The organism is Seonamhaeicola sp. ABD4_175, assembly GCF_056160885.1.
Window position 1 is genome coordinate 651,368 of the sequence record NZ_JBSWYC010000002.1, and the last position, 14,275, is coordinate 665,642.

9 protein-coding genes and 1 tRNA gene are annotated in these 14,275 nt (G+C 33.2%); 8 read left to right on the forward strand and 2 right to left on the reverse strand.

Features of this window, described 5'->3' with window-relative positions:
* Nucleotides 1-2 precede the first annotated feature (2 nt).
* The gene (locus tag ACXAG4_RS09185) at nt 3-2,042 is read right to left on the reverse strand and encodes a transketolase family protein (RefSeq protein ID WP_475295780.1); all 2,040 of its coding nucleotides are present in this window, start codon (nt 2,040-2,042) and stop codon (nt 3-5) included.
* A gap of 257 nt (nt 2,043-2,299) precedes the next feature.
* Here ACXAG4_RS09185 and ACXAG4_RS09190 point away from each other — a divergent pair, with 257 nt between their 5' ends.
* Complete coding sequence (locus tag ACXAG4_RS09190; RefSeq protein ID WP_475295781.1) at nt 2,300-3,397, forward strand: adenylate/guanylate cyclase domain-containing protein; 1,098 nt, start codon at nt 2,300-2,302, stop codon at nt 3,395-3,397.
* A gap of 50 nt (nt 3,398-3,447) precedes the next feature.
* Here the strand turns inward: ACXAG4_RS09190 and ACXAG4_RS09195 are convergent.
* Nucleotides 3,448-3,529, reverse strand: a tRNA-Leu gene (locus tag ACXAG4_RS09195).
* A 118-nt stretch (nt 3,530-3,647) separates the two neighbouring features.
* Between ACXAG4_RS09195 and ACXAG4_RS09200 the strand changes: the two genes are divergently transcribed.
* The 7 genes from ACXAG4_RS09200 to ACXAG4_RS09230 all read left to right on the forward strand — a co-directional run bounded on the left by ACXAG4_RS09200 (nt 3,648) and on the right by ACXAG4_RS09230 (nt 14,274).
* Nucleotides 3,648-5,036 (forward strand): dipeptidase, encoded by a 1,389-nt coding sequence (locus ACXAG4_RS09200; RefSeq protein WP_475295782.1) that lies wholly within the window; start codon nt 3,648-3,650, stop codon nt 5,034-5,036.
* Nucleotides 5,037-5,160: 124 nt separating this feature from the next.
* Nucleotides 5,161-6,018, forward strand: a complete 858-nt coding sequence (locus ACXAG4_RS09205) for a DMT family transporter (protein WP_475295783.1) — start codon at nt 5,161-5,163, stop codon at nt 6,016-6,018.
* An 85-nt stretch (nt 6,019-6,103) separates the two neighbouring features.
* Nucleotides 6,104-6,691 carry an RNA polymerase sigma-70 factor gene (locus tag ACXAG4_RS09210; RefSeq protein ID WP_475295784.1) on the forward strand — a complete coding sequence of 196 codons (588 nt, stop codon included), beginning with the start codon at nt 6,104-6,106 and terminating at the stop codon, nt 6,689-6,691.
* Nucleotides 6,692-6,831: 140 nt separating this feature from the next.
* Nucleotides 6,832-7,950 (forward strand): FecR family protein, encoded by a 1,119-nt coding sequence (locus ACXAG4_RS09215; RefSeq protein WP_475295785.1) that lies wholly within the window; start codon nt 6,832-6,834, stop codon nt 7,948-7,950.
* An 85-nt stretch (nt 7,951-8,035) separates the two neighbouring features.
* Entirely contained in the window at nt 8,036-11,323 is a 3,288-nt protein-coding gene (locus ACXAG4_RS09220) for a SusC/RagA family TonB-linked outer membrane protein (protein WP_475295786.1), read from the forward strand.
* 4 nt (nt 11,324-11,327) lie between these two features.
* Complete coding sequence (locus ACXAG4_RS09225) at nt 11,328-12,806, forward strand: RagB/SusD family nutrient uptake outer membrane protein (protein WP_475295787.1); 1,479 nt, start codon at nt 11,328-11,330, stop codon at nt 12,804-12,806.
* Nucleotides 12,793-14,274, forward strand: a complete 1,482-nt coding sequence (locus ACXAG4_RS09230) for a hypothetical protein (RefSeq protein WP_475295788.1) — start codon at nt 12,793-12,795, stop codon at nt 14,272-14,274. Before ACXAG4_RS09225 ends, ACXAG4_RS09230 begins: the two co-directional genes overlap by 14 nt.
* Nucleotide 14,275 lies beyond the last annotated feature (1 nt).

The window sequence follows — 14,275 nt, forward strand, 5'->3', positions numbered from 1 at the left end:
TATTATTGAATAGTGTTTAAATACGCTAATACATTTTTGCTAACTTGCGCGCCAGTGAAACCAAATTTTTCATCTAGTACGCCTGCTGGTGCAGAATACCCAAAATGATCTAAACCAAACACCTGGCCATTGGCACCTACTAAAGCCTCTAAGTTTACAGGTAAACCAGCTGTTAAACCAAATTTAGGTTTATCAGAAGGTATTACAAGCTCTTGGTATGCTTTAGGTTGGTTTCTAAATACACCTTCAGAAATTACTGAAGCAATACTTACTTTTAAATTATTTTCAGTTTCTAAAATTTCGGCAGCAGCAATTAATGTTGATACTTCTGATCCGTTTGCAACAAGTACAACATCTGGGTTCTCAACTTCTTTTACTAAATAACCACCTTTTTCAGCAGCTAAAGCCTCTTCATATCTAGATGTTTCTTTTGCTGGTACATCTTTTATGCCTTGTCTTGATAAAATTAAGCCTGTTGGTGTACCTGTGTTTTCCATAGCCATTTTCCAAGCAACTGATGTTTCAGCAGAATCTGCAGGACGTAAGGCTAAGAAACTCATGTTTCCTTTATGGTTTTTAAGTTTTTCTAACAATCTAATTTGTGCTTCTTGTTCTATTGGCTGATGCGTTGGGCCATCTTCACCTACTCTAAAGGCATCATGCGTCCATACATATTTTACTGGTAATTCTTGTAAAGCACTTAATCTTATTGCTGGTTTCATGTAATCTGAAAACACAAAAAATGTTGCTACTACTGGAATAACGCCACCGTGTAAGGCAATACCATTTGCAATACAAGCCATGGTTAATTCGGCTACACCTGCTTGTAAAAATGATCCGCTAAAATCACCTTTTTGAAGTGCTGATGTTTTCTTTAAGAAGCCATCTGTTTTATCTGAGTTTGATAAATCTGCTGAAGACACAATCATGTTTTCAACATTTTCAGCTAAATACGCTAACACGTTTGATGATGCAGCTCTTGTAGCTAAACCATCTTTGTGTGCAATAGATTCAAAATCTAGAGCTGGTAATTCACCTGAAAGGAAAAAATCTAATTTTTCAGCCAATGCTATATTATCATTTTTCCAAGCATTTATTTCTTCTTTTTTCTTAGCTGCAGCAGCTGTTTTGTTTGCAATTACATCTTTGTAAAAAGATGCAACATCACCATAAATATCAAACGGATTATCTAAATCTGCACCTAAATTTAATAGCGTTTTTGCATAATCTGCACCTGTTGCCCCAATTGGCTTACCGTGTAGCTCACAGTGCCCTTCAAACATAGTTCCATCGGCAGCAACGCAACCTTTGCCCATTATTGTTTTTCCAACAATTAAAGTGGGTTTTTCGGTTTCGCTATTAGCATCGGTTAATGCCTTTCTAATTTCATCGTGGTTATGCGCATCAATAGTAACAACTTTCCATCCCCAAGCTTCGTATTTCATGGCCGTGTCTTCGGTTGTAACCTCATCAGTAGATGTTGACAACTGTATATCATTAGAATCGAAGAACATAATAAAATTACTTAATCCTAAATGGCCTGCAATTCTACCAGCACCTTGCGATATTTCTTCTTGAATACCTCCATCTGATATAAATCCATAAACTTTATGGTTCATCCAATCACCAAAGCGTGCTTGTAAAAACTTTGCTGCAATAGCAGCTCCTACACCCATTGTATGTCCTTGCCCTAATGGACCCGATGTGTTTTCAATACCTCTTTCAAAATCTACCTCTGGGTGCCCTGGTGTAATAGAACCCCATTGTCTGAAATTAGCAATATCTTCTTTATTATAATTACCTAAAAGGTAATATTGCGCATACATTAAAGTAGATAAATGACCCGCATCCATAAAAAATCGGTCTCTAAATGGCCAAGTCATATCTGTTGGATCATAGTTAAAAAACTCAGAGTACAGTATGTGCATAAAATCTGCACCGCCCATTGGGCCTCCTGGGTGTCCTGAATTTGCTTTTTCTACCATTGCTACAGCTAAAGCTCTAATATTATCGGCCGCTTGCTGGTCTATTTGTTTATTCATTTTAATGTATGGTTAATTTACTATTTACTAACTCGTATTAATTATCTCTGATATTTCTGACTCAAAACGCTAAAAAGGTTGAAGCTTTTTTGCCAAAAAAATATTTTTTGCAAATATATAATCTTTAATTAGTTGAGGTGGTAAAAACACAATAATTTCATTAAAAAACACGAAACTGTTTACGTTAGGTTTTTTTACATAAAAAAGCATTCCAAAAATATAAAATAGGCTTATTTAAGCTATATTTACTAATACTTATGATGTTATCTGCTAAATATAAATATAAAATAAAACGGGTATTACCTTTTGGTTTTATATGGCTAACTCTTGGTTTATTAATTATGTGGAGTGAACACGCAGCTTTGGGCGGTGTAAAAAACACACCAAACGCAGCAATAGCATTAAGCCCGCGGATATTAGTATTTTCAAGCACAAGTGTATTTTTTGTTGGCTGTTTTATTGGTTTTCTAGAAGTTTTTTATATAAATAAACTCTTTACTAAGTTTAGTTTCCCCAAAAAAATAATTGGAAAACTCATACTATATTCAATTATATTATTTGTAGTAGTTTTTATACTGTATTTAATTGCTGCAAGCATAGAACTTAAAACACCCTTATTTAGCGAAAAAGCGTGGAATAAATACAAACTTTTCTTTTTTAGTATTTCACATTTAAGCACATGGATTCAGTTATTCTTTTCACTTTCAATATCTATACTTTATACTGAAATTAGCGAAAACATTGGGCATAACGTACTTATAAATTTCTTTACGGGCAAATATCATAAGCCTAAATTAGAAGATAGAATATTCATGTTTGTTGATATGAAAAACTCAACCACTATAGCAGAGTCTTTAGAAAACAAGCAGTACTTTAAACTGCTTCAAAACTTTTATGACGATTTTACTAACGCTATAATTGAAACCCAAGGTGAAATTTACCAATATGTAGGTGATGAAATAGTAATAACTTGGAAAACCAAAAACGGCTTAAAAAACAACAACTGCTTGAATTGTTATTACAGCATGAAAAATGCTTTAAAAAACAATGCTTCATTTTATAAAAAAACGTTTGGAATTATACCCGACTTTAAAGCTTCACTTCATAGTGGCATGGTTACAACAGGCGAAATTGGCGCTTTAAAAAAAGACATTTTTTTTACGGGTGATATTTTAAATACTTCTGCAAGAATTTTAAGTTTATGTACACAATTTGGTAAAGATTTACTTATATCAAAAACATTAAGTAACGCATTAAATCTGAATAAAAATTACCAAGTTACATCATTTGGTATTGTAAACTTAAAAGGCAAAAAACAAGACACAGAAATTGTAAGTATAACCAAACACAGTTAAAAACTTACCAAATAAAAAAAGCTTCTCAAAAAAAAAAGAGAAGCTTTAAGTACAGGCGGAGAGACTCGAACTCTCACACCTCGCGGCACTAGATCCTAAGTCTAGCGTGTCTACCAATTCCACCACGCCTGCAAAATTTCCTATTTACTATCGTAAAATCGGGATGCAAATATAATCAATAGTTTTAAATTCCAAACTTCTTAAGTAAAAAAACATTCTTTTTTATACATTTGATTACTAAAATCATTTTATGGACACTATAAAAACATATATAAAAGACAATAAACAACGTTTTTTAGATGAACTTTTTCAACTTATTAAAATACCATCAATAAGCGCAGATTCTGCCTATAAAAATGATGTTTTAAAAACTGCCGAAGTTATAAAAAAAAGTTTAGAACACGCTGGTTGTGACACCGTTGAAGTTTGCCAAACCGAAGGCTACCCCATTGTTTATGGCGAAAAAACAATAGACAAAAACCTACCAACCGTGTTAGTGTACGGCCATTACGATGTACAACCACCAGACCCTATTGAACTTTGGGATTCACCACCTTTTAAGCCCGTTATAAAAACAACAGCAAAACACCCCGAAGGCGCTATTTTTGCTCGAGGCGCCTGCGATGACAAAGGCCAAATGTTTATGCATGTAAAAGCCTTAGAGTACATGACCAAAACAAACCAACTACCTTGCAATGTTAAGTTTATGATTGAAGGTGAAGAAGAAGTTGGCAGCAAAAGCCTTGGCACCTTTGTAAAAAACAACAAAGAAAAACTGGCAAACGATGTTATTTTAATTTCAGATACCGGTATGATAGCCAACAACACGCCATCAATAACCACTGGTATTAGAGGTTTAAGTTATGTTGAAGTTGAAGTAACAGGCCCAAACCGCGATTTACACTCGGGCCTTTACGGTGGTGCTGTTGCAAACCCAATCAATATTTTAACAAAAATGATTGCCTCTTTGCACGATGAAAACAACCATATAACCATTCCTGGTTTTTATGATAACGTTGAAGAATTATCAAAAGAAGAGCGTGCAGAAATGGCCAAAGCACCATTTTCTTTGGAAAACTACCAAAATGCCTTAGATATTGATGCTGTTTACGGTGAAAAAGGCTATACCACAAACGAACGCAATTCTGTACGTCCAACTCTAGATGTTAATGGTATTTGGGGCGGTTACATTGGCGAAGGCGCAAAAACCGTAATACCAAGCAAAGCCTATGCAAAAATTTCTATGCGTTTAGTACCAAACCAAGATTGGGCAAATATTACAAAACTTTTTAAAACCCACTTTGAAAACATTGCACCAAAAGGCGTAAAAGTAGAAGTAAAACCACACCACGGTGGCAACGGCTACGTAACACCACTAAACAGTATTGGCTACCAAGCAGCAAGTAAAGCCTATGCAGAAACCTTTGGAAAAACTCCAATTCCACAACGCAGTGGCGGAAGCATTCCAATTGTAGCGCTTTTTGAAGAAGAGCTAAAAAGCAAAACAATACTTATGGGCTTTGGGCTAGACAGTGATGCTATCCATTCGCCAAACGAGCATTTTGGTGTTTGGAATTACTTAAAAGGTATTGAAACCATACCATATTTTTACAAACATTTTACTGAATTGTCTAAATAAATATTTGGGTGTTCCCAATAAGGTGTTTTTACATGGTAACACCTTATTGGGCGCGCTTTCCGTTATATCTTTTTTTGCCACTTATTAAAGCAAAAAAAAGGATGCCACTACAATCGCTAACACAATGAAAAGCACACATTTAAAAAACGTTTTAGAACTTAGTTTTGCTACATTTTTAATAAGTACCGCAGCCGTTTTAGGCAAATACATTCAAATGCCTGCTGTAGTTATAATTTGGTGGCGTGCCTTTGTTGCACTGTTGGTACTCTATATATTTTGCAGATATAAAAAAATATCATTTAAATTCAGTTCATTTACAGACAAAGCTGTTATGGTATTAAGTGCTTTATTTTTGGCCGCACACTGGATTACCTATTTCCATTCAATAAAAGTATCAAACGTATCAATAGGCATGTTATCACTTTATACGTTTCCTGCCATTACTTCTATTTTAGAACCTATTTTTACCGATACTAAATTTGACAAAGCACACATACCACTGGCCATTTTAGTGTTAATAGGTATTTATATTTTAGCTCCAGAATTCAACCTTCAAAACTCCGATTTTATGGGTATTATTTGGGGGCTTATTTCAGCTGTATTATTCACTTTAAGAAATATTCTTCTAAAAAAAAGAGCCCAAAAATATAATGGCACTATGCTAATGACGTTTCAATTGGTGGTTGTAACTCTTGTTTTATCACCAGTACTATACTTTTTTGATACTTCAGGCATTAAATCACAATACCCGTATATAATTCTATTAGCACTTTTTGCCACTGCCATTGGGCATTCACTTTTTCTAAAAAGCCTGAAGCATTTTTCTGCAAGTACTGCCAGTATTATTTTAAGTACCCAACCTATATTTGGTATAATTTTAGCCTTTTTCTTTTTAAATGAAATACCTTCACCAAATACCTATATTGGTGGCGGCCTAATTCTTGCCACTGTTATTATTGAAAGTATAAGAAGCAGAAAATAATTATCAAGTCATCAAAAAAACACTATTATTTTTAACAATTCTAAATAACAAATTTCATTACTTTTGCATACTAACTGTGTAAATAATGAAAAGAGAATATGAAGAAGACATACAACAACGCCTGTTCAAACAATTTAAATCAGGAAACGAAAAAGCGTTTGAGTTTTTTTTCAATAAACACTACAGCCATATTTTAGGTTTTTGTATACAGTTTATATATAATGAAAGTGATGCCAAAAATATTACACAAGAAGCCTTTTTAAACCTTTGGGAACACCGTAAAAACATAAAAAAACCTAAAGGCATTGAAACCTATTTGTATACCTATGCTAAATCTAAATGCTTAAATGCCATTAGGCATAATAAGGTGAAAGAAAAATACAAAAACAACACCTTAAACAAAAAGGAACAAACCATTAATTTAGAGGTTTTAAAATCTATGGAGTTTGATACTTTATCACTCAATGAATTACAAATACTTATAGACAAATCTTTAAACGAATTACCTAAAAAAACCAAAACCATTTTTATTAAAAAGCGTTTTGATAATAAAAAAAACAGTGAAATTGCTGAAGAACTTGGTATTAGTATAAAAACTGTTGAATCTCACATGACAACAGCGCTTAAAGTGCTTAGGGTAAAGCTAGCTTCATACCTATCTTCTTTATTTTAAACTTCATTTAACACACGTTTTACAAAAAAATCAAAATTTTTTATAGGGTTACTTTAACCTTAAGGGTACTTATTATAACAAGCCATTTAGAATGATGCATTCATTTTCTAATAAAACCAACACTACTAAGCTTATTTAACATGAATAAAGATTTAATTTACAAATACTTAAACAACAAAGCATCAGAAACTGAAATCCAAAAAGTTTTTAATTGGATTGAAACTTCCGAAGATAATAAGCAAGAATTTATTGCTCTTAAAAAAGCATGGGCAATGGCACCTACCCAAAACCCAACTAACAAAACCATTGCTTTAAAACAAATACAATCACAAATTAAAAGAAAACCTGTATTTACAACACAAACAATACTTAAATATGCAGCTGCTGTTGTGTTATTAATTTCAGTAAGTTTTTATTTAAAAAACTACAACAACACCCCTATTGAAAATGAAGTAGTACTAGAACTTGGCAATGGGAACACCCAAAAACTTACAAACACCACTACAAACAAAGTAATAACTGATACAGAAGGACATGTTTTGGGCAAACAACAAGCAAACCAAATTGTTTATACTAATACAGAGCCCATAACAAATAATGCAACATACAATACACTTAAAGTTCCTTACGGGAAAACATTTAGAGTAGTTCTGTCTGACAGTACTATTGTTCACCTAAACGCTGGTAGCACGCTTAAATACCCTGTGCAATTTGCCGGATTAAACAACCGAAAAGTAACACTAACAGGTGAAGCTTTTTTTGAAGTTACTAAAGATAAAGCACACCCGTTTATAGTAGAAACAAACAATATAAACATTGAAGTTTTAGGTACAAAATTTAACCTAAGCACATATAATAATGATGATTTTGCTCACTGCGAACTCATGGAAGGAGCCGTATTAGTTTCACAAAGCAGCAATCCTGAAAACACCATGCATTTAACGCCTAACCAACAAGCTAAATGGAGCAAAACAACAAAAAATTTTAACCTTAATACTATTAAAATAGACGACCACATTTCATGGATTCATGGAGAACTTATTTTTAATAACATGCCATTTCCTGAAATGCTAAAAAAACTTGAACGTGCTTATAACGTTACCATAAATAACAATAGTAAAACACTAGCGCAACAAAAATTTACAGGCTCTGTATACGTAAAAGATGATATAACCAATATTTTAAACCTTTTAAAAATTGATACACCTTTTAATTACAACCTAAACAACAACACTATAAATATAACACAACCTCATTAATTCATTAATGTATATGATAATAACTAAAACTAACCACTTAATTAAAAAAATAATAACTGTTACGCTCGTTTTATGTTGCTTAAACGTGTTTTCGCAAAATAAAAAACTTAGCCTTAATTTCAACAAAACACCCTTAAGCAACATTATAAAGCATATTGAAGAAGAAACCAGCTACCGCTTTATTTATAACACAAAAAAAATTGATGTTAGTAAAAAAACAAGTGTTTCAACAGAAAATAAAACACTAACCGAAACATTAACTACGCTCTTTAAAAACACAAACATTAGGTTTATAATAAACAACAACCAAGTTTTACTTACCCCAAAAAACACACAAACTAGCACCAAAACCTCTCAGCAAATACAAGAACTTCTGGTAAAAGGTACTGTATTAAGTGCCACAGACAACTTTCCTTTACCTGGCGCCACTATAAAAATTAAAGGTACAGCCAAAGGCGCCATTACCAATTTAGATGGCCAATTTACATACTTACTAAAAGGGATAAATATTAATAATACAGTTTTTGAAGTATCATATTTAGGTATGAAAACCCAAGATATTTTAGTAGGAAACCAATCAAACTTCACAGTTTATTTAAAAGAAAACTCAAATAAATTAGATGAAGTAGTAATTACAACATCATATGGCACTGAGAAATTAAGAGAAGAAGTTGTTGGCAGTATATCTACAATAAATGCCAATGATATACCAAAGGAACAAGCAGTTGAAAGTATTGATAAAATGATTGAAGGGCAAGTAGCTGGTGTTTTGGTTGAAAACACATCTGGTGTAGGCACGCCAGTTAAAATTAACATTCGTGGCCAAGGAAGTTTAAGTCCTTTGGGAAACGCAGTTTTAGGCACCTCAACACAGCCGTTAATTATAATTGATGGCATTATATTAACTGAAGAATCCGGAATAGACCGCTTACTTTTTGATGGCAGCGGTAGTTTTGCAGAAGACCTATCAAATCCGCTTGCTCAAATATCACCAGAAAACATTGAAAGCATTTCTATTTTAAAAGATGCTGCCGCAGTAAGTATTTATGGTGCAGATGGTGCCAACGGTGTTATTATAATAACCACCAAAAAAGGTAAATTAGGAAGCCCTAAATTTGAATTTTCAACGCAACTAGGTATTTCTTCAGCCATTAATCAAATAGAATATTTAAGCGGTGAACAATATAATGAACTAAGAAACGAATATTTAAAAAACACAACTACAGGCTACACACCCACACCTCACAATGGTGTCAACACAAATTGGTTTAACCTGTTAAATAATACAGGCGTTTTTAAAAACTACAACTTTAATGTGTCTGGGGCCACAAAAACATTTTCTTATAGAACAAGTATAAGCTTCAAAGATATAGAAGAACCTCAACTAGGCAACAGCACAAAACAACTCAACGGAAGCATAAATTTAGGATATCGCAAAAATAAGTTTGATGTAAGCTTAGCACTAAACCCTAGCTACATTAATAAAGATGCTCCTAATATTTATTACAGTCACGCTTTTGCCCCTACGTTATCTCCTTATAATGAAGATGGCACGTATGCAAATGTTGGTGTAGCAGGTTTGGGTAATCCGCTTGCAGCCATTGAGCAAAACAAAAACGTATCAAAAACCTATAGTATGCTTGGTAGCTTAAGGGCTTCTTATCAAATATCAAATGCTATAAAAATATCTTCGTTATTTGGTTTGTCATACTCAAACAAAGATCAAGACCGTTACTTTTCTGGCGCCAATGAAAGCGGAAGATTTAGCGGAACATTCACCCTTAACGGAACAACATACCCTAACTGGGGCATGCGTTTGTTAAACGAAAGAAACACTACAAAATGGAACTGGCAAGGGCAAGCATCTTTCAACAAACAAATAAACAATCATCATACTATTGATGGTATTATAGGTATTGAATTAGCTGAAGATAAAGTAGATTTTAATTACACTAGTGGCCGTGGTTTTACCAACCCTATTATTTTAAATGATATATCTAATGCCGTTAGAGATGACAACCCTTTAACATCTTCTGATGAAACTTTTGATAATCAAAATTTCAGTGAAGATATTAGCTACAACTCAAGAGTTTCATACTTTTCTCAAATAAATTACAACTATAAAAAACGCTACTTCTTTTTAGGAAATTTTAGAAGAGATGAGAGTTCAGTTTTTGGTGACGACACTAATATTGCCTACAACGGTGGTGCCGGTTTAAGCTGGATAGCAAGTAACGAAAACTTTTTAAGTAACAGCAACTGGATAGACTTCTTAAAATTTAAGCTAAGTTACGGTACAACCGGAAACTCTAGAATTGGGTCATACCGCTCTAAGGGACTTTACAACACTTTTGATTTTGGTTATAATGGCACGCCATATGCAACACCTTCAACTGCACCAAACGGCAACTTAAGTTGGGAAAAAAACACCAAATTTAATGCTGGCATAGATTTTAATGTATTTAAAAGCATAAACCTATCTATTGAATATTACTACGATGATATTACAGATTTAATTACTAGCCGAAACATACCTTCTGAAACTGGCTATACCTCTGTACAACTTAACGCAGCAAGCATGTACAACAAAGGTTTAGAGGTTTCAACACGTATAAAATGGATAGATTCTGAAAAATTTAAATGGTCAACTTCTTTTAATATTTCAACCTTAAATAGCGAAGTAACTGATCTTGTGGGTTTAGGTGATGCCTTTTCTACTTCAGAGCGTGCATTGGCTCAAAAAATTGGTCATAGTACATCTACCATTTGGGGTATTAACTGGGTTGGTATAGATCCGGCTACCGGAAGAGATTTACTTGAAAAAGATGGCCAAATTTATGATGCTGTAACCTATAACTCACTTTTTGATGCCGATGATTGGATACCTATTGGCGATAGCCAACCCGATGCGTTTGGTGGTTTTAGCAATACTATTTCAATTAACAATAATATAGACTTTTCAGTAAGGGCTTCGTTTCAAATTGGCGGCGATTTTTTAGTACAAGATGAGCTTATTTCAAAATACAACATAACCTCAAACAGAAACTTATCTGTAAATGCTTATGATTATTGGCGCCAACAAGGTGATATTGCATTACAACCTGCAGTAACAAGCAACAATCCGCCTCTTTCAAATTTAAGCAAGCATTTATATGATGCTACTTATTTAAAAATTAACAACATTAATTTACGCTACCGTTTTCCGCATAATAGTGTTCCTTTTTTAAAAACCTTAAGTGCATTTATTGATGTATCAAATGTTGCGTATTGGTATAAAGATAAGAGCCCAAGTAACAGAAACGGTATTAGAGAATTTAGGTTTACGTATCCACAAGCCAGAACCATTTCACTTGGTATTAACGGAAAATTTTAAAAGCATGAAAAACATAATAAAAACCATAAAAAACACTCATTTTAAAGCACTTTTATTAACGGTTTTAATGTTGGGATGTAGTGATTTTTTAGAACAAGAACCAGGATCTCAAACCTCAATAGCACAACAGTTAAGCACAAAACAAGGTGTTTTAGAAGCTTTGAATGGCGCTTATGTTAGTTTAGAAGCTCATGTTAGAGGCGAACGCTTTGCTGTGTATGCAGATTTGCAAGGAGGCAACCTAACGTTTTCACCAACAATTAACGGCAGTAATTCTGGTAAAATAACTACTCCTGCAAATATTGAAAATGTATACGCATTTCAAGATTTAGCTATTGAAAGTAATTTTGATTCGTTTTACAATGAAAGTTACGACATTATAAATCAGGTAAATTTAATATTAGAATATATTGACACTTTACCTGATACCACTACCGAAGAAAAAAACCAAATTACCGCAGAGTGCTTAACTACAAGAGGTTACATGCACTACATACTGGCACTGTTATATGCTCAAAACTATACATTCACTGTAGATGCAAGTCACCCTGGTATTGTTTACAACACCGCAACTTTAAGCAACGGTATTACATACCCTAAACGCGAAACCGCCAAAAGCACCTATAATTTTATCATTGATGATATTTTAAACGCGCTAACTCTATACACCAATAATTCGGCCTTAACTGGTGTTAACTATTCGTTTTTTAATAAAATAAATACTGAAGCTCTTTTAGCAAGAATTTATTTAACTACTAACAATTGGGATAATGCTTTTATTGCAGCAAATAATGTTATTAATAATTCTGGCATAAACCTTACAACAACCGAAAACTACATTACAGAATGGGAAGACCCTAACAATGCCATTAGTGAAATTCTTTTAGAGTTTTCTATTCCTAGAGATGAAGAAGATACCATAGGAGGCTCATTAGCGCAACACTTTGGTTTTTTATCTGCATCAGATTATGAAAAATATGTGGCATCGGCCGATTTACTTTCCCTTTTTGAAGATACCGATATTCGTAAAAACCTATTCTTAGAGCAGCAGTTGCCTACATTTGTTGTTAATGATTTAGAAGATGCACCCTATTATTTCACTAAAAAATTTCAAGACAACCCTGGCTACCCCGTTTTAAGGTTAAGTGAAATGTATTTAGTACGTGCCGAAGCATCATTAAAACTTAACAATTTAGATGACGCAAAAAACGATATTAATGTTATTAAGCAGCGTGCTAATATAGAATTACTTACAACCACAAATAATTTAGAAGACCACCTTTTACAAGAACGCCGAAAAGAATTTTGTTTTGAAGGACATTTGTTTTTTGACTTGGCAAGACTACATAAAGATGTTGTTAGAAACAATGGCTGTATATCAAACACATGTAATTTAAACTATCCGTCAGGAAAATATATTTTACCAATTCCGCAAGACAACATCAACCTTAACTCAAACTTACAACAAAATGAATCATACTAAAAAAATACCATTTTTAGCTCTAATATTATTAGCTTTAGTATTGGGTTGCTCAAATGACGATGATACTAATATTTCAGAAAACAAATCGTTTGTAAGGTTTAACTTTTTAGCAAATTCTAATAATGAACCCTTAGTATATCCGCTTATTAACAGTGGGCTTTTACCTAAAGAATCGTTCACAAATAATGTGCTTAAAACCTTAAAAATTCCTGTTACACTTTCATCTAAAACATTAAATGAAACGGTAACAGTTAATTACAGCATTTCAACTAGTGCAAATAGTAATTTGTTCAGCGTAATGCCTAGTAACCAAGTATCTTTTCAAAATACACAACTTACAGATACTATTTATATAAACTTTAATGAACGTTGGGATAACGCCCAAAACATTACCTTAAAACTAGAAAGTGTTTCAAATCCATCAATAACCATTGGAAATCTTAACAATATTTACAAAAATGATGTGTTTACTGTTAATTTAGAAACACCAAGCACAACATACACCTTTCCAAAAAACCGAATTGAAATAGCCGGTAATGCTGGTGAAGAAATTGATTTTACAGTGAATTTCCCAAACGGTTTTATTCCTTCAGAAATTGAAAACATAAACATGTTTGAGTTTTTAAATGGCTTTGATTACTCGCTTACTTTAAAGGAGCTAGCTGAAGACAGAACCTTTGTTAAATATACCATTACTTTAAACGAAAGCATAAATAATGATAATGTATACTACCAAACCATTATAACATTACAAGATACTGAGCTTTATAGTACTGTTGGTAACAACACACTTCAAATTGTAAAACCAATAAAAACTGATAGAGATGTAAACGTTAACACTGCTTCAAATTTTTATAATTTATCTGATCAATTTCACAGAACTTACGGCGAACACTGGAACGGCTTTAATAATGATGGCATTTGTGAATGGCAACGCTTTTTTGCTTTCACCTATCCGGTGCTTGTAGATGAGAGTGATGAAAATGCGGTGCTTTTTAGTGATAATGGCACACCAAATACTGATGATGATATTTACCATCACGCTTTTAAAATAGGTTTTAATGCAACTATTAACCCAACGGCCACTACAAACTCTTTCAATTTTAAGAGATGGTTTAATGGCGAATCAATTTCATCGACAAATTCTCCTGGTTTTAATGTACAAGATGCTATTGAGTTCTTTCCTGAAAACGGCAATAATAACACAAAAGGCAATGTAATTATTACACCGCAATTTATAACCATTTCTAGTAGTAGTGGCACAAGCTACAGCATTGCAATTTCTGGCGAAGGTACTTATGAAGAAATTGAAGATGGCTTATTTGAAATAGCTTTTACACTAAACGCCACCAACGAGGCTCTTTTTGGAGGCACCGTAAGCTCTGAATATAGAATATACAACAACAACTCGTATACAGACCCTGAACCATTAACCAACACCAATTGTATAACTGATTACGATTTATAGA

Coding starts and splice junctions, on each gene's coding strand:
- ACXAG4_RS09185 (WP_475295780.1), bottom strand. CDS start 2,042: ATGAATAAACAAATAGACCAGCAAGCGGCCGATAATATTAGAGCTTTA.
- ACXAG4_RS09190 (WP_475295781.1), top strand. CDS start 2,300: ATGATGTTATCTGCTAAATATAAATATAAAATAAAACGGGTATTACCT.
- ACXAG4_RS09200 (WP_475295782.1), top strand. CDS start 3,648: ATGGACACTATAAAAACATATATAAAAGACAATAAACAACGTTTTTTA.
- ACXAG4_RS09205 (WP_475295783.1), top strand. CDS start 5,161: ATGAAAAGCACACATTTAAAAAACGTTTTAGAACTTAGTTTTGCTACA.
- ACXAG4_RS09210 (WP_475295784.1), top strand. CDS start 6,104: ATGAAAAGAGAATATGAAGAAGACATACAACAACGCCTGTTCAAACAA.
- ACXAG4_RS09215 (WP_475295785.1), top strand. CDS start 6,832: ATGAATAAAGATTTAATTTACAAATACTTAAACAACAAAGCATCAGAA.
- ACXAG4_RS09225 (WP_475295787.1), top strand. CDS start 11,328: ATGAAAAACATAATAAAAACCATAAAAAACACTCATTTTAAAGCACTT.
- ACXAG4_RS09230 (WP_475295788.1), top strand. CDS start 12,793: ATGAATCATACTAAAAAAATACCATTTTTAGCTCTAATATTATTAGCT.